This is a genomic window from Agromyces sp. ISL-38, from assembly GCF_018613935.1.
In the GTDB taxonomy this organism is placed as follows: domain Bacteria; phylum Actinomycetota; class Actinomycetes; order Actinomycetales; family Microbacteriaceae; genus Agromyces.
Window position 1 is genome coordinate 1 of the sequence record NZ_JAGGPF010000012.1, and the last position, 20,466, is coordinate 20,466.

A 20,466-nucleotide genomic window follows, 5' to 3' on the forward strand; every position below is an offset into this window, starting at 1 on the left:
GCCGAGCGGCTCGCGAGCGAGGCGATGTCGCTCGCCCAGCGCGACGTGGGCGGCTTCGGCGGCGGCATGGGCGGGTTGGGAGAGCTGGGCGGCTTGGGCGGACTGGGCGGCAGCGCAGCGGGGCGCGGCTCGAGCGGCGGCGACATCTTCGGTGCGGTGCTCGGCGGCATCCTCATCGATTCGGTGCTCGGCGGGGGTGGCGGCGGCCGCCGCGGCGGCGGCGGTTTCGGCGGCGGCGGTTTCGGCGGCGGGGGCCGCAGTTCCGGCCGATCGCCCGGCAGCTTCGGGGGCTCGGGCACGCGCTCCCGTCGCGGAAGCGGAGGCCGATTCTGACCTCCCGCGCCCTCCGGCCGAGCCTGCGATCCGCGCGCGACCACTGAAGACCGGCTACACCCGACACGACGACCACGACGACCACGACGAAAGGAACGACCATGGCAAAGCAGTCCATCTTCGGACGGATCTCGCAGCTCCTGCGAGCCAACATCAACGCCCTCATCGACCAGGCTGAAGACCCGCAGCTCATGCTGGACCAGATGGTGCGCGACTTCACCAACAGCATCGCCGACGCCGAGGCCGCGATCGCCGAGACGATCGGCAACCTGCGCCTCCTCGAAGACGACCATCGCGAAGACATCGAGGCGGCGCGTGAGTGGGGCGACAAGGCCGTCGCGGCGAGCCGCAAGGGCGACGAGCTGCGCAGCTCCGGCGACGCCGCCGGCGCCGACAAGTTCGACAACCTCGCCAAGGTCGCGCTCAGCCGCCAGATCTCGTCGGAGAACGAGGCGAGGGCCGCCGAGCCGCAGATCGCCGCGCAGACCGAGGTCGTCGACAAGCTGAAGTCGGGGCTGAACGGCATGAAGGAGAAGCTCGTTCAACTGCAGAACAAGCGCTCCGAGCTCGTCGCACGGGCGAAGACCGCCCAGGCCCAGCGCCAGGTGCAGGACGCCGTCAAGTCGATCGACATCCTCGACCCCACGAGCGAGATCGGGCGGTTCGAAGACAAGATCCGTCGCGAGGAGGCCGTCGTGCGCGGACAGGCCGAACTCGCCGCCTCGAGCCTCGACGCCCAGTTCAACGAGCTCGACGACCTCGGCGAGCTCACCGAGGTCGATGCCCGGCTGGCCGCCCTGAAGGCCGGCGGCACCGCTCAGGGCGCCATCTCGCACTGAGCGGATCCGGCGACGGCCGCGCAGCGCGATCGACTCGCGCGGCGCGGCCGTTCGCATGCCGGCGCCCCGCGGCATCCGCCGGTCAGAACGGGCGCTGCTTCGAGAGCGTGAACTCGGGGCTCGCGAGCGACCCGCCCATCGGGCCGCTCGTGACGGGCGCGGGCCGGCCCGGAATCTCGTCGCGGTGCCGGGATGCGTCGTCTTCGGGCTCGAACCCGAGGCGCCGCGCGGACTCGAGGTCGAACCAGCCGTCGCGATTGTCGGAGGTGGCGAACGCGGTCTCGAACCCCACCGGCTCGTGGCGCATCGCAGCGAGGAACGCGCGCGCCGCGTCGGCCGGACTCAGCCAGATGCTGAGGTCGCGAGCACCATCGGGCAACTCCTTGAACCCGCCGATGCGGAGCGCGACGACCTCCATGCCGAACTTCTCGGCGTAGAGGCGGCCGATCTGCTCGGCGGCGACCTTCGTCACGGCGTAGAGGCCGTCGGGCCTCGGCGGCATCGTCACGTCGACCTGCTGTCCCGCCTCGTACATGCCGACGACACGGGCGGTGCTCGCGAGCACCACTCGTCGCACGCCGGCCTGCCGAGCCGTCTCGAACACGTGCCACGTGCCGATGACGTTCGCCTCGACGAGGTCGTGGAAATCGGCCTCGTCGGGAACCGCCGCGAGGTGCACGACGCCGTGGACTCCCGCGAGCGCGGACCGCAGCGCCGCCGGATCGGCGAGGTCGACCTCGAATGCGCGCTCGCGCGGGTCGACGCCCTCGGGCGGCACGGCGTCGATGAGCACGAGCCGCGACACCTCGGGCAAGAGGGCCGCGCGCAGGGTCGTGCCGATTCGCCCGGATGCCCCCGTGATCGCCCACACCTCATCGCGGAGCGGCCGCGCGTTCGTCTCCATGGGGCAACGCTAGCGCCGACCCCCGACGACCGGCGTCCGAATTCGCGCGCACTGGCCGACGGGCTCCGCGCGGCGCGATACTTGGAGTCATGCCCGCTACTTTCGTCGTCGTGCCCATGTGGCAAGGTTCCGTGTCCGTCCGCGCCATGAGCCACGCCGACGGCGCCATCGCCATCCTCGGCGACCTTCCCTCCTCTGCGACGGAGCTCGTCGAGGTGCCGATCGAGGCGGGCGAGGCGCTCGGCACGGGCGTGCTCAGGTACAGCACGCTCCTGCGGGTGCGCGAGCTCACCGCGAGGGCACTCGATCAGGTGCGCGACCTCGCGATCACGATCGGCGGCGACTGCGGGTCATCCGTCGCCGCGGTCGCACACGCCTCGGCCCGCACCGGCGGCGATCTCGCGGTGCTCTGGCTCGACGCGCACCCCGATCTCAACACGCCCGAGTCATCCCCCTCGGGCGGCTTCGGCGGCATGACGCTGCGCGCGATCACCGGTGAGGGCGCCGACGGACTCGCCCTCGACGAGTCGACGCGAATCTCCCCCGACCGGCTCGTGCTGGGCGGCATCCGCGCGATCGACGACGAGGAGCGCCGCTTCATCGACGAGCACGGCGTGAGCGTGCTCACCGTCGAAGACCTCTCCGACCCGACCGTGGTGATCGCCGCGCTCGAGGCGACCGGCGCGTCGCGCGTCTTCGTCCACGTCGATCTCGACGTGCTCGACCCCTCCGCGCTCGCCGGTCTCTCGTATCCGATGCCGTTCGGCATCGCCGCCCCCGAGCTCGCCGCGCTCCTGCGCGCGGTGGTGGCGCGATTCCCGCTCGCCGGCGCCGCGATCGCCGGGTTCGCACCGAGCTCGCTCGACGCGGCCGCCGACGACCTGCCGACGATCCTCCGCCTCGTCGCTGCGCTCACGTCGGGAGCCACCGCCGACGTCGCGTGAATCGCGGATGCCCCGAGCCCAGCATCTGCCTAGGCTTGAACCCAGGCGTGCTCGGCGTGGGCCGGCCAGCCGGAAGGAGTCGGGATGGAGCGGGAGGTGGACGTCGTCGTCATCGGCGGCGGACCGGTCGGAGAGAACGTCGCCGATCGGGCGAAGGCCGCGGGGCTGGAGGTCGTGCTCGTCGAACATGAGCTGCTCGGCGGTGAGTGCACGAACTGGGCGTGCGTGCCGTCGAAGACGCTGCTCCGCAGCCCCGCTGCGCTCCGCGCCGCGAAGCGCGTCCCGGGGGCCGCAGAGGCGATCACCGGCGAGCTCGATGTGGCCGCCGTGCTGCGCCGGCGCGACTACTGGGTGTCGGATTGGAAGGATGACGGCGACGTCGAGTGGCTGGCGGGCATCGGCGCCGACCTCGAACGCGGCCACGGCCGCCTCGACGGGCCGCGCCGCGTCATCGTGGAACGGCCCGACGGCACCGAGCTCACGCTCGTCGCCCGTCACGCGGTCGCGGTGGCGCCCGGCTCCGACCCGGTCGTGCCGCCGATCGACGGGCTCGCCGACTCCCGGCCGTGGACGAGCCGGGACGCCACGAGCGTGAAGCACGTGCCCGCGCGGCTCGCGATCATCGGCGGCGGGGTCGTCGCGGTCGAGATGGCGACCGCCTACTCAGGGCTCGGCGCCGAGGTCGCCGTGCTCGCCCGCAGCGGCCTGCTCGGCGCGATGGAGCCGTTCGCCGGGGATGCGGTGGCGCACGGGCTCGAGGGGCTCGGGGCATCCGTGCGTCTCGGGGTCGAACCGGTGAAGGTCGAACGGAACGACGCCGACGAGGTCGTCGTGACGCTCGGCGACGGCTCAACGGTCACGGCCGACGAGGTGCTCGTCGCGACCGGCAGGAAGCCGCGCACCGGCACGCTCGGCATCGAGACGGTGGGGCTCGAGCCCGGCGCCTGGCTCGAGGTCGACGACACGATGCTCGTGCAGGGCCTGAGCGACGGCGACGGGGACGACTGGCTCTACGCCGTGGGCGACGTCAACCACCGCGCGCTCCTCACCCATCAGGGCAAGTACCAGGCGCGCGCCACCGGCGACGTGATCGCGGCACGCGCCCTCGGCCGCCCCGTCGACGCCGCACCGTGGGGCGCGCACGTCGCGACGGCCGATCACTCCGCGGTGCCGTGCGTCGTGTTCTCGGAACCCGAGTGTATCTCGGTCGGACTCACCGCCAAGGGCGCGGAGCGAGCCGGCCGATCGGTGCGCGTCGCCGACGTCGATCTCGGTGCCGTGAGCGGTGCCGGCATTCTCGCCGACGGATACGAGGGGCACGCCCGTCTCGTCGTCGACACCGAGCTCGGCACGGTGGTGGGCGCCACCTTCGTCGGCCAGGATGTCGCGGAGCTGCTGCAGGCCGCGACCATCGCGATCGTCGGCGAGGTGTCCGTCGACCGGCTCTGGCACGCGGTGCCCGCCTTCCCCACCGTGAGCGAGGTGTGGCTGCGACTGCTCGAGGCACTCGGCCGGCCCGGCGCCGTGAAGCCGGCCGAGTCCGAAGAGCACGAAGAGCCTGCTGAGACCGAAGAGACCGCGGCGTGAGCGGCCGGGTGCTGCGCGTGCGGCTCACCGACTCCCCCATCAGCCGCGCCGGCTACTGGTACGCGACGCTCGTCGGCTTCACCTGGGGGTTCCTCTGGAGCACGGGGCCCGTCGAGGTGCGTGACGGCCTCCTCATCTTCACCGGCATGCCGAAGTGGACGTTCGGCCGGGGCGGTTCGTGCGTCGGCGGCTGCTACCTCACCGATCGCAACACGGGCGTTCACGTGCTCGGCCATGAGGCCGTGCACAAGCAGCAATGGCAGCGCTACGGCATGCTCTTCCCGTTCCTCTACCTCATCGCCGGCCGCAACCCCCTGAAGAACCGGTTCGAGATCGAGGCCGGGCTCGAAGCCGGCGGCTACCTGCCGAGGCGACGCGGGGCGCGGTGAACCGCGAACGGCCCGGACCCTGCCGTGCAGCAGGTCCGGGCCGGGTCGTTGAGCGGTGCGCAGCCCGGTCAGGCCGCGGGCTGCACCGCGGCGGACAGCGACGCGACGAGCTCGTCGAGGCCGTAGGTGAGCGAGAGCGCCGTCGGCGGCGAGACCGCGGCGACGAGCTCGGAACCGATCACCTGGGCGACCTGGCCGCGCGCCACGGCGGGGATCGCCTGGATCGGCGCGGAGGCGAGGAAGGCATCGGCCTCGGCTTGCGTGTCGTGGTAGCTCACGATGACGTCGCTCTCGAGCTTGTCGAGCTCCTCGTAGCTCAGTGTGTAGTAGAACGAGGAGTCGCCGTTCGCGAGCTCGTCGACTGCCGGCGCGTTCACGAGTCCGAACCGGGTGAGGAACTCGGCGCGCGCATCGGCGACACGGTACACGTAGAACGTGCCCGCGACATCCCACACCGCGGCGACGGTCTTGCCCTCGAGCTCGGGGTGCGCTTCGGCTTGCGCGGCGACCTGTGCGTCGAGCTCGTGGAGCACGGCCGCGGCCTCTGCGTCACGGCCGAGGGCGGCGCCCACCGTCGTCACGACGTCTTCCCACGGAGTGGTCCACGCCTCGCCCTCGTAGGCCACGGTCGGCGCGATCTCGCTGAGCAGTTCGTACTGCTCCTCGGTGATGCCCGAGAACGGCGCGAGGATGAGGTCGGGTGCCGCCTCGATGAGCTCCTCGTAGGGCGGCGCCTCGCCGTCGTCGGTGAGCACGACGGGCGTCTCCTCGCCGAGCTCCTCGAGCTTGTCGGCGACCCAGGGCAGCACGCCCTCGTCGTTCGCCGCATACGTCTGCTCGGCGATCGCGACCGGCACGACACCCACGGCGAGCGCCGCCTCGGTGCTGCCCCAGCCCCAAGTCGCCACGCGTTCGGGCTCTGCGGTGATCTCGGTCTCGCCGAAGACGTGCTCGATCGTCACGGGGAAGGCGCCGTCGGATGCCGCGCCCCCCGTGGAGTCGGCTTCACCCGCCGTTGCGCAACCGGTGAGGGCGAGGGCGGCGAGTGCCGTGGCGGTGATGACGGCGAAAGTGCGTCGGAACTGCATGTGTTCCCTTTCTTGGTGGTGGTCAGGGTCGATCGAGTCAGAACTCGCCCCGGTGGAATCGGCCGATGGGCACGACGAGCGGCGAGCCGGCGACCGGATCGAGGGTGACGACGCACTCGAGCCCGAACGCGTCGCCGACGGTCTCCGCGGTCATCACGTCGCCGGGTTCGCCTTGTGCAGCGATGCGTCCGCCATCGACGACGACGAGGTGATCGGCATAGCGCGCCGCGAGGTTGAGCTCGTGCAGCACCATGACGACCGTCGTTCCGTGCTCGCGGTTCGAGTCGGTGAGCAGGTCGAGCAGCTCGAGCTGATGGCTCGCGTCGAGGAAGCTCGTGGGCTCGTCGAGCAGCACGATGTCGGCCCGTTGCGCGAGCGCCATCGCGATCCAGACGCGCTGGCGCTGCCCGCCCGACAACTCGGAGACGGCACGGCCCGCGAGCTCGGCGGTGCCCGTCGCCTCGAGCACCTCGGCGACGATGCGATCGTCGTCGCTCGAGCGGCCGCCGAACCAGCCGCGGTGCGGATGCCGCCCGCGGGCGACGAGCTCGGCGACGAGCACGCCGTCGGGCGACACGGGCTGCTGCGGCAGCACGGCGACCCGGCGGGCGAACTCGCGTGCGCCGTAGGAGCGGATGTCGCGCCCGTCGAGCGTCACGCGCCCCGATTCGGGCCGAATGAGTCGCGCGAGGCCGCGCAGCAGCGTCGACTTGCCGCTCGCGTTCGGACCCACGATCGAGGTGATGCGTCCGTCGGGGATCTCGAGGTCGAGGCCGTCGATCACGACGCGGCCGTCGTAGCCGAGCGTGAGCGACTCAGCGCGCAGTGCGTGCGGTGCGGAGCGGGTCATCCGTCGGATCCTTTCCGGTTTCCCCTCGCGATGAGCCAGAGGAGGTAGGGGGCGCCGATGAGGCCCGTGACGATGCCGACGGGCACGGCGAAGCCCACGAACGCGTGTTGCGCCACGAGGTCGGCGACGAGCACGATCACGGCACCGACGAGAGCTGAGGCGGCGAGCGCAGCCTGCCCGTGGCCGATGAGCGCCCGCGCGACGGGCGCCGCGACGAGCGCGACGAACGCCACCGGGCCCGCGAGGGCCGTGGCGACGGCGACGAGGGCGACACCGAGGAGCACGGCCATCGCCCGTGCCCCGGTGGCATCGAGTCCGAGCGAACGCGCGCTGTCGTCGGAGAGGGCGAGCAGCCGCATCCGCGGAGAGAAGACCACGGTCGCCGCGAGCAGCACGGCGAGCGCCCCGCCCGAGGTGACGAGTTCGCTCCACCCGGTGCTCGCGATGCCGCCGACCATCCAGACGAGCGCCTCGGATGCCTCGCGCACCTCCGCTCGCGTGATGAGCCAGCCGAGGAGCCCCGACGCGATCGAGGCGAGGCCGATGCCGACGAGCACGAAGCGGATGCCGGTGAGGCCGCCGCGCCACGCGAGCGACCACATGAGCCCGGCGACGACGAGTGCACCCGTGAACGCGGCGAGCGCGACCGCGGGCCCCTCGAGACCGAGCAGGAGCATTGAGCCGACGGCGGCGAGGCTCGCTCCGCCCGTGACGCCGAGGATGTCGGGGCTCGCGAGCGGGTTCCGGAGGGTCGACTGGAAGAGCGCGCCGCCGAGGCCGAGCGCGCTGCCGGCGATGACGGCGGCGAGCACCCGCGGCAGCCGCAGGCGCAGCACCACGAACTCGGCTTTCGGCGATCCCTGCCCGACGAGGGCGGCGAACACGTCTGCGATCGTGAGTCCCGCCGCGCCGAGGAGGAGCGACGTGGTGGCGGCGGCGAGCACGAGCATGCCCGCGGCGAGGAGCACGGCCGCCGTGCGACGGCGCCGCCGAGCGCGCACCGCGCCGATCCGGAGCGCGACAGCCTCGACCGACGCGGTGCGCCCGGGTCGGGCGATGCCCGGCTCGGTGCGGCTCCCGAGCGATGTGCCGATGCTCACAGCCCGCCCCCCTTGGTGCGGCGCACGAGCGCGATGAGCACGGGTGCGCCGACGATCGCCGCGACGATGCCGGCCTCGAGCTCGGCGGGCGCGACGACGACGCGGCCGATCACGTCGGCGGCGAGCAGCACGATGGCGCCGAGGACGGCGGCCAGGGGCGTGATCCACCGGTAGTCGCCGCCGACGAGGCCTCGGGCGGCGTGCGCGACGGCGAGTCCGAGCAGCGCGATCGGCCCGGCGAGGGATGTCGCGGTGCCCGCGAGCAGGATGACGGCGATCGCCGTGACGAACCGCGTCGTGCCGAGCCGCACCCCGAGGCCGCGGGCCACGTCGTCGCCGAGGGCGAGGAGGTTCAGCCGGCCCGCGAGCCACGCGGCGAGCACGAGGCCGGCGATGAGGAACGGCCACAGCACGGCGGCGCTCTCAAGGCCGCGGCCCGAGAGGGAGCCCACCGACCAGAACCGGAACTGCAGGAGGGTGCCGTCGTCCCTGATGAGCAGGAGCGTCACGAGCGGCGTCGTCGCCGCCGTGACGGCGGCGCCCGTGAGCGCGAGCTTCGCAGGGCTCGCGCCGCTCACCCCGGTGGAGCCGATCGCGAACACGATGGCTGCCGCGAGGGCTGCGCCGCCGAAGGCGAACCAGATGAAGCCGAACGGCGAGGCGACGCCGACGAACGCGATCGCGGCGACGACCGCGAGCGATGCGCCGGCGTTGATGCCCAGCAGGCCGGGGTCGGCGAGCGGATTGCGCGTCGCCCCCTGCAGGAGAGCGGCGACGACACCGAGCGCCGCGCCCGCCATGATGCCGATGACCGCGCGAGGCAGCCGCAGCTCTCGCACGACGAGCTGGTCGGCATCGCCCGGCACGGGTGAGGTGAACGCGCTCACGACGAGGTCGAGCGGCATCTGTCTGGTGCCGATCGCGAGACTCGCCACGGCGACGCCGGCGAGCACTCCGACGGCGAGCGTGAGCGTCGTCGCGGCGGGCAGCCGCCGGCCGGTTCGGGCGCGGCTCATGGGCGCAGCAGGGCGCTGCGAATCCGTCGCGATGCGCGACATCCGTTCGGTCACCGGCTCAGTCGAGCTCGGCGCGGCCGTGCCGCCAGTAGCCCATGAACGCCACCTGGCGACGATCGAGGCCGGCCTCACGCACGAGGAACCGGCGGAGGGTCGTGATGGCGGATGCCTCACCGGCGAGCCATGCGTAGCAGGCGCCGTCGAGGCTGTGCCCCTCCGGCACATCCCACAACGGCGCGTCGTGGGCGTCGGCGCGTTCGGCGGCCTCGAGTGCCGCAGCGGCATCCTCGCTCGGCACGAGGGCCGCACGGCTCACGAGGTGGCGCACGACCCAGTCGCGCACGGCCGGGATGAGCTCTGCGCCGTGGCCGGCGTCGGCGATCGCGCGGGGCAGCCAGCGCACCTCGACCCCTGCGGGATGGCGCAGTTCGAGCACGTCGTCGGCGCTCGGCACCTCGATGAGCGCGACGCCGGATGCATCCGCCGGCAGCGTCTCGAGGATCGACGCGATCGCCGGGGCCGCCGTCTCGTCGCCCGCGAGCAGCACGGTGTCGACGACGCCGGGGCGCCAGTCGATGCCGGTGGCACGGCCCTCGCTCAGCTCGTCGGGTCCGATGAGCACGATCTCGTCGCCGGGCGCGGCGTTCATCGCAAACGCCGAGGCCGGGCCGCCGTCGCCATGGCCGACGAAGTCGATGTCGACCTCGCGAAGCTCGGGGCGCACGGCGCGCGCCGTGTAGGTGCGGAACGGGTTGCGCGACTCGGCCGGCAGCTCGCGCCAGGCGCCGTACCAGTCATCGACCTCGGGGAACGCGGCGAAGCCCACCTCGGGCAGCGGCAGTACGATCTTGATGCGCTGGTCGAGCCCGGCGGTGCCGAATCCGGCGAGCTCGTCGCCTGCGAACGTCACTCGCGTGAAGTGCGGCGTCAGGCGTTCGACCCGCGACACGTTCGCCCGGTAGGCGCGGTAGGCGGGACGAGGGCGCGACTCGACATCGGCAAGTGAGGTTAGCATTACCTAAGTCTGGCACACGCGTCGCGCGGTCGTGAACCACCACGGGCACCCGGAGATCGGATGCCGCGGCTCGCGCCGGGCGGCATCCGATCCACTCGCCGCCTCACGCCGTTCGCCGCGAACGCCAGAGCAGCCACACGAAGTACGGAGCGCCGACCACCGCGGTGAGCAGGCCCGCCGGCAACTGCGCGGGGGCGATGATCGTGCGGCCGAGCGTGTCGGCGACGCACACGAGGAGCGCGCCGAGGAGCGCAGCGAGCGGCAGCACACGGGCGTGCCGGGACCCGACGAGGGCCCGTGCTGCATGCGGTGCCACGAGTCCCACGAACCCGATCACGCCCACGGCGGCGACGGCCGTGGCCGTGAGCGCGACGCTCACGGCCAGGAGGCCGAATCGCGAGCGCCCGAGCGCGACGCCGAGCACTCGCGGGGTGTCGTCGTCGAACGCGAGCAGGTCGAGCTCGCGTCGCGCCGAGAGCAGCACCGGGAGCGCGAGCAGCCCGACGATGAGCAGGGGCACGAGCTGCGGCACCGTGCGACCGTAGGTCGAGCCCGCCATCCACGTGAGCGCCTTGGCGGCGTTGTACGGGTCGGTTGCGATGATCATCATCGCCGTCGTGGCGGCGGTCGCCGCGGAGACGCCGAGGCCGATGAGGATGAGCCGGGTGCTCGCGAGCCCACCGGCCGCGGAGAGCCCGAAGACGATCGCCGCGGCGAGCACCGCGCCGAGCAGTCCGCCTGCCGTGACGCCCAGGAACGTCGCGAGCGGCCAGACGGTGATGACGAGCACGGCGCCCACTCCCGCTCCCCCTGTGACGCCGAGGATCGCCGGTTCGGCGAGCGGGTTGCGGGCGACCGCCTGCACGACGGTGCCCGCGAGCGCGAGTGCGGCCCCGGCGAGGATCGCGGCGGCCACACGTGGGGCACGGGTGTTCATGACGAACTCGACGAGCGGGCCCGCGCGGCCCGTGATCCAGTTGACGAGGTCGCCGCCGAGCAGCTTCGCGTCACCGAGCAGGAGCGAGGCGAACGCGACCGCGACGAGGAGCGCGGCCGCCCCGACGATGACGAGCAGCCGGGCACGCGGCGGGAGCGTCGCGCCGATGACGAAGCCGCTCGCCGCAGCGTCGGACGACGCCTTCGCGCGCAACGCGAGGGCGATGAGGAACACCGCACCGAAGATCGTCGTGACGACGCCGGTCGGCACCGCGACGGCGGCCTGCCCGCCGAAGACGAGCCGTAACAGCACGTCGGCCCCGAGCACGACGATGACGCCCGTGACGGCGGCGGCGGGGATGAGCAGCACGTGCCGCTGCATGCCGGGCACGCGCGCGGCGACGAGTCGCACGATCGCCGCGGCTGCGAGCCCGACGAACCCGATCGGGCCGGCGACGGTCACGGCCGCCGCCGAGAGGAGCACGGCGATCAGGATGCCGCCGAGGCGCGTGCGGCGCACGCGCACGCCGAGCGTCGTCGCCGTGTCGTCGCCGAGCGCGACGAGATCGAGTGGTCGTGCGATCACGAACAGGGCGCCCACAGCCATGAGCACCACGGGGCCGAGCTGGAATATCGGGTCCATGCCCGTCTGTGCGAGGGTGCCGTTGCCCCACGCGTAGAGGCCCGTGGTGCGCTCGGGGAAGAGCAGCAGCAGCATCGTCGTGAGCGCGGCGAGCGCCAGGGCCAGCGCCGAACCGGCGAGCACGAGGCGCACCGTGCCGCCACCTCGCGCACCGGCCGACAGCGCGAGCACGAGGATCGCCGCCGCGAGGCCGCCGACGAACGCCACCACACCTCCGCCGACGGCGGGCAGCACGACGCCGAAGGCCGTGACCGCCACGACCGCGAGGTACGATCCGGCGTTGACCGCGAGCGTGTCGGGCGAGGCGAGGATGTTGCGCGAGACCGTCTGCATGACGAGGCCCGCCACGCCGAGGGCCGCGCCGACGAGCACACCCGCGAGCAGCCGCGGCATCCGCGAGGCGACGAACACGGCAGCGGCCTGGTCGTCGGAGCCGCCGACGAGGAGGCCGAGCAGTTCGGGCAGCCCGACGCTCGACGCGCCCTGCGTCACATGCACGGCGGCGAGGAGGGCCGCCAGCACCGCCCCGAGGGCGGTGAGCGCGACGGCGCCGACGCGTCCGGAGGCGCCGGCGCCGCGCGCCGCCGCCGCGACCGCGCCGGTCGCCTCGTACGTGGGCGCCGACTCAGCCCGCGAGGGTGTCGACGACCGCGTCAATGTAGTCGTTCATCGAGGAGGGACCGCCGAACATCCAGATGCCGTCGGGAAGGCGGTGCACCTTGCCGGACTGCACGAACGGCAGCGACTGCCACACCGCGTTGCCGGCGAGCTCGTCGGTGTACGGATCCTGCTCCACCGAGGCGATGTACAGGAACTCGAGGTCACCGAGCGCGGTCAGACCTTCGACGTCGGTCGACGCAAGGCCGTAGACGGCATCGCCCTCGCCGGTCCAGGCGTTCACGAGGCCGAGCTGCTCGGTCACATCCGAGAGCAGCGAGCCCTTCGCGAAGGGGCGGATCGACACCTGGCCGCCGCTCGCCCACGCGTCGCTCATGGCGAACTCGGCCCCGCCGAGGCTGGCCGCCTCGATTGCGGCGGCGCCATCGGCGACCTTCTGCTCGAAGTCGGTGATGAGCTCGGCCGCCTCGTCTTCACGGCCCGTCGCCGTCGCGATGTTCTCGAGGTTCTTCTCCATCTGGCCGATGCCGTTCGAGGCGTCGGCCCCGAACACGACGAGCACGGGCGCGAACTCCTCGATCTGCGAGATCGCGGACTCGGGCAGGTCGGTCGTCGTGACGACGAGGTCTGGTTCGAGACCGGCGATCGCATCGATCGAGGGCTCCCCGCGCGTCCCGACGTCGGTCACGCTGTCGTCGAGCGTCTCCGACTTGACCCATGTCGTGTAGCCCTCTACATCGGCGACGCCCACGGGCATCACGCCGAGCGCGACGAGGTTCTCTGCCGCGTTCCATTCGAGCGCCACGACATCCTTCGCCGGAGCGGCGAGCTCGATCGTCTCGCCGCGGTCGTCGACGATCGTGATCGCGGCGCCGTCAGCGGCCTCTGCGCCGGCGTTCTCGGTCGTGCCGCATCCGGTGAGCAGCAGCGCGGATGCCGCGGCGACCGCGGTCAGGGCGATGGCGGGTGTTCTCATGGTGTCCTTCGATCGGCACGCGGGCATGGTCGTCCCGCGCGATGAGGGTGGTGGAGGAGCCGCCGCCTAGGCGAGGGCGAGTTCGCCTGCAGACCGCCGGGTGTTGTATCGGCCGATGGGGCAGGTCGTGATGCATCCGCGTTCATCGATGTCGACCTCGACACGGATGCCGTACGCCGAGCTCAGGACGTCGGTCACGAGCACTTCGGCGGGCGTGCCCACGGCACGCACGCGCCCGGCCTCGAGCAGCACGATGCGGTCGGCGATCGCGGCGGCCTGGTCGAGGTCGTGCAGCACGACGCCGATCGTCACGCCGTGCTCGTCGGCGAGCTCGCGGATGAGGTCGAGCAGCTCCACCTGGTAGCGGAGGTCGAGGTAGGTCGTGGGCTCGTCGAGGAGCAGCACCCCGGTGTCCTGCGCGAGGCACGCGGCGAGCCACACCCGCTGCAACTGGCCCCCTGAGAGCCGGTCGACCGGACTGTCGGCCAACGCGTGGACCCCCGTGAGGTGCATGGCGCGCTCGACGATCGCGTGGCCTCCGGCGTCGCCGGCGATCCAGCGGCCGCGGTACGGGTGGCGGCCGAACTCCACGAGCTCGCGCACCGAGAGGCCGCCCGGTGTCGGCCGGCTCTGGGCGAGCAGGGTCACCCGGCGAGCGAAGTCGCGGGCGCTGAGCGACGCGGCGTCGAGCCCGCTTGCGACGAGGTCTGCCGGCTCGCTGCCGACCGAACCTGTGCTCATGGTGTGCGCGCGGCCCTCGGCGTCTGAGGCGAGCAGCACGCGCCCCGCGTCGGGCAGGTGCAAGCGGGCGAGCGCGCGCAGCAGCGTGGACTTGCCGCTGCCGTTCGGGCCGACGAGCGCGGTGACCCGGCCGGGTTGGAGGTGGATCTCCGCTTCGTGAACGACGGTCGTGCCGTGGTACGAGAGCGTGAGATCGTGACCGAGCATGCCCACCACTATAGGTGAGGCTTACCTAATTTCGTCAACTACCAGGCGGGCGGATGACGCCGCGACCGTCGTGCCCTGCGCTCGAGCTGCGCGGCGAGGGCGAACAGCGTCGCCTCGCCGCCCGGCCGCCCGATGAGCTGCACGCCCATGGGCACGCCCGCCTCGGTCTCGTCGACCGGAACGGTGATCGCCGGAAGCCCCGCGACGTTCACGAACGAGGTGAACGGCGTGAACTGCACCTGCTGGGCGAAGTTGCGCTCCCCGTCGCTCGAGTCGTACCAGCCGACCGGCCGAGGAGTCAGCGCGAGCGCGGGCGTGAGCACCGCGTCGAACGGCGCGAAGCGGCGGATCACGCGCTCCTCGAAAGCCGTGAGCCACGCGAGCGCTTCGGCGAGCTGCCTCGCGGGAACCGCGCGCCCGCGTTCGAGCAGCCATCGCGTGAGCGGCTCGAGCAGCGCTTCGGCCTCGCCGTCGACGGGGATGGTGGCCGCGCCCGCCTGCCAGATCGTGCGGAACGCGTCGGGGTACCCGGGCTCGGGAGCGGGCGGCATCGCCTCGATGCCGTGTCCGAGCGCCTCGGCGAATCCGACCGCCCGCTCGAGCGCCGCGCGCGACGGCGCGTCGATGGCGATCTCGTAGGCGTCGTCCCATGGCGAGTCCGTCATCACCCCGAGCTGGAAGCGGCCCTCGCCGCGAATGGCCGCCCCGAGGAAGGGTCCGTCGTCGCCGGGGGCGCGCACCGCGAAGCGATGCGCCGCCGGGTATCCGCCGGGCGCGATGAGCCCGTCGAGCAGGAGTGCCGCGTCGGCGACGGTGCGGGCGATCGGCCCCGCCACGCCGAGGCCGGCGAGGCTCGCGAGTCCGGAGCCGGCCGGCACGCGGCCGCGAGACGGCTTCACGCCGACGAGGCCGCACGACGCCGCGGGGATGCGGATCGAGCCGCCGCCGTCGGAACCGGGCGCGAACGGCAGCATGCCGGCCGCCACCGCCGACGCCGCTCCCCCGCTCGAGCCGCCCGCACCGAGCGACGGGTCCCAGGGATTGCGCGCGGGTGGCCCGCTGAGCGCCTCGGTGTACGAGGGCAACCCGAACTCGGGCGTCGCCGACTTGCCGAGGCTCACCGCGCCCGCCGCGTCGACCGCCTGCACGAGCTCGTCGGAGTCATCGGGAATGAAGTCGGTGAACGCACGGGAGCCGAATTGCGCCGGAACGCCCGCGCGCCGGTGCAGGTCTTTGTCGGCGAGCGGCAGGCCCCAGAGCGGGGCCGCGGTCGGCACATGTTCGGTGACGAACCTGGCGCGCTCGAGCGCAAGCTCGGGAGTCACGGTCGCGATGGCCCCGAGCAGCGGGTTGAGCCGCTCGATGCGGGCGAGATAGTGCTCGGCGAGTTCGACGGGCGAGACATCGCGCCGCTGCAGCAACTGGTGGAGTTCGAGGGCGGTGTGCTCGTGCAGCTCCGTCATGAGGCCGCGGCATCCGTCATTTCAGGGTCTTCTGCATGAGCACCGTGCCGAGCCAGCGCTCGAACTTGAAGCCGACGCGGCCCATGCGCCCGATCTCCACGAAGCCGAACCCCTCGTGCAGGGCGATCGATGACTCGGCGCCCTGGTCGGCGATCACCGCGATGATCTCCTTGAGTCCCGCCGCCTTCGATCGCTCGATGAGCTCGGCGAGCAGCACCCGGCCGAGGCCCTTGCCCGTCGCTGCCGGGCCGAGGTAGATCGAGTTCTCGACCGTGTACCGGTAGGCGCGCTTCTGCTTCCACGGCGAGACGAGCGCATAGCCGAGCAGCTGCCCCGACGGCGACTCGGCGACGACGAACGGCATGCCGAGCTTCGAGAGGTAGGCGAACTTGCTCTTCCACTCCTTCAGCGACATGGCGTCTTCATCGAACGTGACGGTGGAGTTCGCGACGTAGTAGTTGTAGATCTCCCGCACCGCGGGCAGGTCGCTCGGGCGTGCGGCGCGCAGGGAGTAATCGAACGGCGCCTCAGCGGGCGGCGGCTTGCGCAGGTGCGGCGGCAGCACGCGGCGCTGCTGGTATTCCTCCTCGAGCATGACTCAAGGGTACCTCCGCGGTGACGACGGCGGAGGTCACGAGCCGCCCGCGCACGAGCCGTCGCGGGCTCGCGGCTCAGTCGGGCAGCCGCCAGTCGACGGGCGCCGCGCCCTGCTCGGCGAGCAGGGCATTCGCCCGGCTGAACGGCTTCGATCCGAAGAAGCCCCGGCTCGCCGATAACGGGCTCGGATGCGCCGACTCGATCACCGGCGTGGTGCCGAGCAGCGGCCGCAGGTTCTGGGCGTCACGCCCCCAGAGGATCGCCACGAGCGGCGTTCCTTGGGCCACGAGTGCGCGGATGGCGTGGTCGGTCACCTCTTCCCAGCCCTTGCCGCGATGCGAGGCCGGCGCTCCGGGGCGCACGGTGAGCACCCGGTTCAGGAGCATGATGCCGGCGCGGCTCCAGGCGCTCAGGTCGCCGTGGGCCGGCGGTTCGACGCCGAGGTCGTCGCGGAGCTCGCGGTAGATGTTCTGGAGGCTTCGCGGCACGGGACGCACATGCGGGTCGACCGCGAACGAGAGTCCGATCGGATGGCCGGGTGTGGGATACGGGTCCTGCCCGACGATGAGCACGCGCACGGCATGGAGCGGCATCCCGAAGGCGCGCAGCACGCGGTCGCCGGCCGGCAGGTATCCGTGACCGGCGGCCGTCTCGGCGCGGAGGAAGTCGCCGAGATCGGCGATCCGCGGCGCCGTCGGCGCGAGCGCGCTTGCCCACCCGGCGTCGATCAGCCCGTCTGCGGCGAGTTCGTCGAGGGTTTTCGGCACGTCAGGCGCCGATCGTGCCCACGACGACGCCGTTCTCGCCCGGCAGCACCCGCCAGACGCTGCCGTGGCCGGCGACCCGGAGCCCGCCTTCGCCGACGATGAGCGCGGTGCGCTCGTCGATGCCGAGCCCGCCGCTGACGAGTCCGGCCTCGACCGCGGCGACGAGCCTCGAGAGCGTGCCCCACTGGGCGGCGTGCACGTCGATCGACACGTCGACGAGGCCGATGCCGGGCGCGATCGTCAGCTCGTCGAGGCCTTCTGCGGCGTCTTCAGGCGACACGGCGACGCCGCCGATGCGCCAGCCGCCGACGAGCGCCCGCTCGGCGGCGATCGCGGCACCGGCCGAGAAGCCGAGGTAGGGCACGCCGTCCGCGACCTGCCGGCGCAGCTCGCCGAAGTGCGGCTCGAGCAGCTCTCGGTAAATAGGCGTGAGTCCGCCGCCGACGAGAATCCCGTCGACGTCGGCGAAGGCGGTCGACGGCACCACCCCGTCATGGCCGACCGCGGTGACGTGCGGCTCGAACTCGCCGGCAGCACCGGCCGTGGCCACGAGCTTGTCGGCGTGCTCGCGTTCATCGGCCTCGCGCACCGCGATCACCGCGATGCGGGGCAGCGTCCGGCCGGATGCCGCGGCACGTGCCCCGGCCTCGGCGAGGAACTCGGCGTACTCGGCCCCGTCGGGCTCGTCAGACCATCCGCCCCCCACGAGATGCACGCTCACGCGGTGCCCTCCGCGGCAGCGGCGCCGGGGTTCGCGGCGGCGAGTTCGACGGGTGGGAGCGCCGACCAGGGGAAGACGATCCAGTCATCGGTGCGGCGGTAGCTGAAGTCGGGCTCGAGCACCGTGTGCGACTTCGTGTAGAGCGTGGCCGTCTGCACCTCGGCGCCTTCATCGGTGAGGAGCCCGAGCACCTTCGCGAGCGTGCGGCCGGAGTCCGAGACGTCGTCGACGAGGAGCAGGCGCTTGCCGACGAGCGCCGGCGCGTCGAGCATCGGCGGGTGGAGCACGGGTTCGGGCAGCCGCTCGTCGATTCCCGAGTAGAACTCGACGTTGATCGAGCCGCACGCCTTCGTGCCGAGCGCATACGCGATCGCACCCGCGAGGAGGAGTCCGCCGCGAGCGATCGCGATCACCACATCGGGGGTGAACCCTGCCCGGAGCACGTCGCTTGCGAGCGACCGGGCGGCGTCGCCGAACTCGTCCCAGGTGAGGATCTCGCGACGGGTTGCGTCGCTTCCGGTCGCGGCGTCATTCGCATCGAAGGTCATCCACTCAGGGTAGCCCGGGCGGGCACCGCGGAGATCGTCAGTGGTCGTTGCCGGTGCGCACCTCGAGCGCCCCTTTCGCCACGCGGTACGGCGCGGCCTGCGCCACCGGCTTGACGACGATCAGGTCGAGGTCGACGTGGCGCGGCTTCAGCACCGCGTCGACGATCACCGCCGCGATGTCGTCGGCGACGAGCGGGTCGGGCACGTCGTCGTAGACCGCATCGGCTCGCTCGCGGTCGCCGCCGAAGCGCACGAGCGCGAACTCCTCGGTCTTCACCATGCCGGGCGCGACCTCGATCACGCGCAGCGGCTCCCCGTTCAGTTCGAGGCGCAGCACCTCGGTGAGCGCATGCGCCGCGAACTTCGCCGCGTTGTATCCGCCACCGCCGACGTAGGCGACGTGCCCGGCGATCGAGGTGACGTTCACGATGTCGGCGACGCCTCGCCCCGCGACACCGCGACGCAGGAGCGGCAGCAGCGCGCTCGTCACGCGCTTGAGCGCGAGCACGTTGACCTCGAACATCCACGCCCAGTCGTCGAGGTCTGAGTCCTCGACGGAATCGAGGCCCTTCGCGCCACCGGCGTTGTTCACGAGGGCGTGCACGGGCCCGGTCCGCTCGAGGTGGTCGCGCAGGGCGTCGACGTCGGCCTGCTGCGTCAGGTCGGCGACGAAGACGGATGCCCCGGTCTCCTCGGCGAGCGCGCGCAATCGCTCCTCACGGCGGGCGACCCCGACGACCTCCCATCCGGCGGCGCGGAATGCCCGCACCGTCGCCTCCCCGATCCCGGAACTCGCACCGGTCACGACCACCCGCAGCACACTCATGCGCCCATTCTGCCGTGCCCGGTGCAGTCGCGGGGTGCGCCGGCCGCGGCATCCGCACATGCTCGTGCGCTTGAATGGGGTGATGCATTCGAGGCCTCCGACGATCCTGACGAAGCGCCGCCGCGTTCCGCTGTGGGACAACGCACGCTGGATCGCGATCACGCTCGTCGTGGTGGGGCACGGCATCCTGCCGCTCATCGGCGAATCGAACTCGGCCTACAGCGTCTACCTCTTCATCTACTCGTTCCACGTCGCGGTCTTCGTCACGGTGAGCGGATACTTCGCGAAGTCGAGCCCGCCGAACGCGCGAGCCATGCGGCAGATCCTCACCGACATCGTCTTCCCGTACCTCATCTTCGAGACGATCTGGAGCGTCATCCGCTGGGCGCTCGGCGGCGCGTTCGAGCTCGACTTCACCACCGCGTCGTGGACCCTCTGGTTCCTGATCGCCCTCGCCATCTGGCGCATCGTGCTGCCGTTCCTCGTGATGCTGCGCTTCCCGCTGCTCATCGCCATCGCGATCTCGATCGGCGCCGGCTACACCGAGATGATCGACTCGACCCTCGCACTCTCGCGCACGCTCGGGATGCTGCCGTTCTTCGTGTTCGGCTGGAAGCTCCGGCAATGGCAGCTCACGGGCGACTGGCTCGCCCTGCCCGCGTCGGTCGCCTGGCGCTGGCGGGCCGCGGCGATCGCGCTCTTCCTCGGGGTGCTCGCGGTCATGCCCGTCGCGATCGAGACCTGGCGCGAATTGAAGCTGCGCCGCTTCATGCTCTACGACGAGTCGTATGAGGCGATCGGCTACGACGAGCCCTGGTCGGGCGCCATCCGGCTCACGCTGCTGCTCTTCGGGATGGTGCTCGCGGTCGCGTTCCTCGTGCTCATGCCGCGGAAGACGCACTGGTTCACGTCGTTCGGCACGGCGACGATGTACATCTACCTGCTGCACTCCTTCGTGCTGTTCCCGTTCCGCGAGACGGGCCTGCTCGCCGGCGACCAGCCGTTCTGGGTGCTGCCCGCGATGATGGTGTTCTGCGTGGGCATCTCGGTCGTGCTGTCGCTGAAGCCCGTGCGGCGCGTGTTCCGCCCCCTCGTGGAGCCGCGTGCGCGGTGGCTGTTCCGGCCCGAGCCCTCCACCGCCACGGGCACGCTCGTGCTGCCGCCCGAGGCCGGGATCCTGCCGCTGCCGCTGCCGCCGCATCCCGAGCCCGAGCCGGGGCCCGACCAGGGGCCGGGGCTCCGGCAGGCGCCCCCCGGCGACGCGCCGCCTCCCGGCGACGCCGGCGCACCGCCCCGGCACTGACACTCGTCTCCCGAAGGGCGCGCGCCACCGGTTACGCCGTGTGTCTCGTGCCGTT

20 protein-coding genes and 1 pseudogene are annotated in these 20,466 nt (G+C 72.4%); 6 read left to right on the forward strand and 15 right to left on the reverse strand.

Annotation, left to right across the window (positions count from 1 at the left end):
* Both J7E25_RS14055 and J7E25_RS14060 read left to right on the forward strand, forming a co-directional pair.
* A pseudogene (locus tag J7E25_RS14055) lies at positions 1-333 on the forward strand (hypothetical protein); the annotation flags it as partial.
* A 101-nt stretch (positions 334-434) separates the two neighbouring features.
* Positions 435-1,172 (forward strand): PspA/IM30 family protein, encoded by a 738-nt coding sequence (locus J7E25_RS14060; protein ID WP_214870787.1) that lies wholly within the window; start codon positions 435-437, stop codon positions 1,170-1,172.
* Between the two features lie 82 nt (positions 1,173-1,254).
* Here the strand turns inward: J7E25_RS14060 and J7E25_RS14065 are convergent, their stop codons facing one another.
* Positions 1,255-2,076 carry an NAD(P)-dependent oxidoreductase gene (locus J7E25_RS14065; protein WP_214870788.1) on the reverse strand — a complete coding sequence of 274 codons (822 nt, stop codon included), beginning with the start codon at positions 2,074-2,076 and terminating at the stop codon, positions 1,255-1,257.
* An 89-nt stretch (positions 2,077-2,165) separates the two neighbouring features.
* Here J7E25_RS14065 and J7E25_RS14070 point away from each other — a divergent pair, with 89 nt between their 5' ends.
* The 3 genes from J7E25_RS14070 to J7E25_RS14080 all read left to right on the forward strand — a co-directional run bounded on the left by J7E25_RS14070 (position 2,166) and on the right by J7E25_RS14080 (position 4,996).
* Positions 2,166-3,020 (forward strand): arginase family protein, encoded by an 855-nt coding sequence (locus tag J7E25_RS14070; protein WP_214870789.1) that lies wholly within the window; start codon positions 2,166-2,168, stop codon positions 3,018-3,020.
* A gap of 84 nt (positions 3,021-3,104) precedes the next feature.
* Positions 3,105-4,607 (forward strand): NAD(P)/FAD-dependent oxidoreductase, encoded by a 1,503-nt coding sequence (locus J7E25_RS14075; RefSeq protein ID WP_214870790.1) that lies wholly within the window; start codon positions 3,105-3,107, stop codon positions 4,605-4,607.
* Positions 4,604-4,996 carry a Fe-S oxidoreductase gene (locus tag J7E25_RS14080; protein WP_214870791.1) on the forward strand — a complete coding sequence of 131 codons (393 nt, stop codon included), beginning with the start codon at positions 4,604-4,606 and terminating at the stop codon, positions 4,994-4,996. The genes J7E25_RS14075 and J7E25_RS14080 overlap by 4 nt, the downstream gene beginning before the upstream one ends.
* A gap of 68 nt (positions 4,997-5,064) precedes the next feature.
* Here J7E25_RS14080 and J7E25_RS14085 read toward each other — a convergent pair whose 3' ends face one another.
* The 14 genes from J7E25_RS14085 to J7E25_RS14150 all read right to left on the reverse strand — a co-directional run bounded on the left by J7E25_RS14085 (position 5,065) and on the right by J7E25_RS14150 (position 19,108).
* A complete protein-coding gene (locus J7E25_RS14085; protein ID WP_214870792.1) occupies positions 5,065-6,084 on the reverse strand; it encodes an iron-siderophore ABC transporter substrate-binding protein in 1,020 nt (339 codons plus the stop codon).
* A gap of 37 nt (positions 6,085-6,121) precedes the next feature.
* Positions 6,122-6,934: an ABC transporter ATP-binding protein gene (locus J7E25_RS14090; protein ID WP_214870793.1), complete on the reverse strand. Its 813-nt coding sequence runs from the start codon at positions 6,932-6,934 to the stop codon at positions 6,122-6,124.
* Entirely contained in the window at positions 6,931-8,034 is a 1,104-nt protein-coding gene (locus J7E25_RS14095) for an iron chelate uptake ABC transporter family permease subunit (RefSeq protein WP_308164580.1), read from the reverse strand. The genes J7E25_RS14090 and J7E25_RS14095 overlap by 4 nt, the downstream gene beginning before the upstream one ends.
* Positions 8,031-9,104: an iron ABC transporter permease gene (locus tag J7E25_RS14100; RefSeq protein ID WP_308164581.1), complete on the reverse strand. Its 1,074-nt coding sequence runs from the start codon at positions 9,102-9,104 to the stop codon at positions 8,031-8,033. Before J7E25_RS14100 ends, J7E25_RS14095 begins: the two co-directional genes overlap by 4 nt.
* Before the next feature lie 4 nt (positions 9,105-9,108).
* Positions 9,109-10,065, reverse strand: coding sequence for a siderophore-interacting protein (locus J7E25_RS14105; protein ID WP_214870794.1), 957 nt, complete (start codon positions 10,063-10,065; stop codon positions 9,109-9,111).
* A gap of 103 nt (positions 10,066-10,168) precedes the next feature.
* Positions 10,169-12,301 carry an iron ABC transporter permease gene (locus J7E25_RS14110; protein WP_214870795.1) on the reverse strand — a complete coding sequence of 711 codons (2,133 nt, stop codon included), beginning with the start codon at positions 12,299-12,301 and terminating at the stop codon, positions 10,169-10,171.
* Positions 12,270-13,238 (reverse strand): iron-siderophore ABC transporter substrate-binding protein, encoded by a 969-nt coding sequence (locus J7E25_RS14115; RefSeq protein WP_214870796.1) that lies wholly within the window; start codon positions 13,236-13,238, stop codon positions 12,270-12,272. Before J7E25_RS14115 ends, J7E25_RS14110 begins: the two co-directional genes overlap by 32 nt.
* 66 nt (positions 13,239-13,304) lie before the next feature.
* Positions 13,305-14,186, reverse strand: a complete 882-nt coding sequence (locus J7E25_RS14120) for an ABC transporter ATP-binding protein (protein WP_214870797.1) — start codon at positions 14,184-14,186, stop codon at positions 13,305-13,307.
* Positions 14,187-14,224: 38 nt separating this feature from the next.
* On the reverse strand, positions 14,225-15,649 hold the full coding sequence (locus J7E25_RS14125) for an amidase (RefSeq protein WP_214870798.1): 1,425 nt from the start codon (positions 15,647-15,649) through the stop codon (positions 14,225-14,227).
* A 16-nt stretch (positions 15,650-15,665) separates the two neighbouring features.
* Positions 15,666-16,244 carry a GNAT family N-acetyltransferase gene (locus J7E25_RS14130; protein WP_214870799.1) on the reverse strand — a complete coding sequence of 193 codons (579 nt, stop codon included), beginning with the start codon at positions 16,242-16,244 and terminating at the stop codon, positions 15,666-15,668.
* A 76-nt stretch (positions 16,245-16,320) separates the two neighbouring features.
* A complete protein-coding gene (locus J7E25_RS14135) occupies positions 16,321-17,013 on the reverse strand; it encodes a uracil-DNA glycosylase (RefSeq protein WP_214870800.1) in 693 nt (230 codons plus the stop codon).
* Between the two features lies 1 nt (position 17,014).
* A complete protein-coding gene (locus tag J7E25_RS17985; protein ID WP_214870801.1) occupies positions 17,015-17,734 on the reverse strand; it encodes a Type 1 glutamine amidotransferase-like domain-containing protein in 720 nt (239 codons plus the stop codon).
* Positions 17,731-18,282, reverse strand: a complete 552-nt coding sequence (locus J7E25_RS14145) for a phosphoribosyltransferase (protein WP_214870802.1) — start codon at positions 18,280-18,282, stop codon at positions 17,731-17,733. The genes J7E25_RS17985 and J7E25_RS14145 overlap by 4 nt, the downstream gene beginning before the upstream one ends.
* A gap of 37 nt (positions 18,283-18,319) precedes the next feature.
* Entirely contained in the window at positions 18,320-19,108 is a 789-nt protein-coding gene (locus J7E25_RS14150; protein ID WP_214870803.1) for an SDR family NAD(P)-dependent oxidoreductase, read from the reverse strand.
* Positions 19,109-19,190: 82 nt separating this feature from the next.
* On the opposite strand from J7E25_RS14150, the gene J7E25_RS14155 reads away from it, so the two are divergent.
* Positions 19,191-20,411: an acyltransferase family protein gene (locus tag J7E25_RS14155; RefSeq protein WP_214870804.1), complete on the forward strand. Its 1,221-nt coding sequence runs from the start codon at positions 19,191-19,193 to the stop codon at positions 20,409-20,411.
* Positions 20,412-20,466: the final 55 nt, after the last annotated feature.

Bases quoted from the DNA above. Each gene is read 5' to 3' on its own strand.
- J7E25_RS14105 (WP_214870794.1), bottom strand. From the start codon at position 10,065: ATGCTAACCTCACTTGCCGATGTCGAGTCGCGCCCTCGTCCCGCCTAC.
- J7E25_RS14070 (WP_214870789.1), top strand. From the start codon at position 2,166: ATGCCCGCTACTTTCGTCGTCGTGCCCATGTGGCAAGGTTCCGTGTCC.
- J7E25_RS14150 (WP_214870803.1), bottom strand. From the start codon at position 19,108: ATGAGTGTGCTGCGGGTGGTCGTGACCGGTGCGAGTTCCGGGATCGGG.
- J7E25_RS14085 (WP_214870792.1), bottom strand. From the start codon at position 6,084: ATGCAGTTCCGACGCACTTTCGCCGTCATCACCGCCACGGCACTCGCC.
- J7E25_RS14115 (WP_214870796.1), bottom strand. From the start codon at position 13,238: ATGAGAACACCCGCCATCGCCCTGACCGCGGTCGCCGCGGCATCCGCG.
- J7E25_RS14065 (WP_214870788.1), bottom strand. From the start codon at position 2,076: ATGGAGACGAACGCGCGGCCGCTCCGCGATGAGGTGTGGGCGATCACG.
- J7E25_RS14090 (WP_214870793.1), bottom strand. From the start codon at position 6,934: ATGACCCGCTCCGCACCGCACGCACTGCGCGCTGAGTCGCTCACGCTC.
- J7E25_RS14075 (WP_214870790.1), top strand. From the start codon at position 3,105: ATGGAGCGGGAGGTGGACGTCGTCGTCATCGGCGGCGGACCGGTCGGA.
- J7E25_RS14155 (WP_214870804.1), top strand. From the start codon at position 19,191: ATGCATTCGAGGCCTCCGACGATCCTGACGAAGCGCCGCCGCGTTCCG.
- J7E25_RS14125 (WP_214870798.1), bottom strand. From the start codon at position 15,649: ATGACGGAGCTGCACGAGCACACCGCCCTCGAACTCCACCAGTTGCTG.
- J7E25_RS14120 (WP_214870797.1), bottom strand. From the start codon at position 14,186: ATGCTCGGTCACGATCTCACGCTCTCGTACCACGGCACGACCGTCGTT.
- J7E25_RS14145 (WP_214870802.1), bottom strand. From the start codon at position 18,282: ATGACCTTCGATGCGAATGACGCCGCGACCGGAAGCGACGCAACCCGT.
- J7E25_RS14060 (WP_214870787.1), top strand. From the start codon at position 435: ATGGCAAAGCAGTCCATCTTCGGACGGATCTCGCAGCTCCTGCGAGCC.
- J7E25_RS14130 (WP_214870799.1), bottom strand. From the start codon at position 16,244: ATGCTCGAGGAGGAATACCAGCAGCGCCGCGTGCTGCCGCCGCACCTG.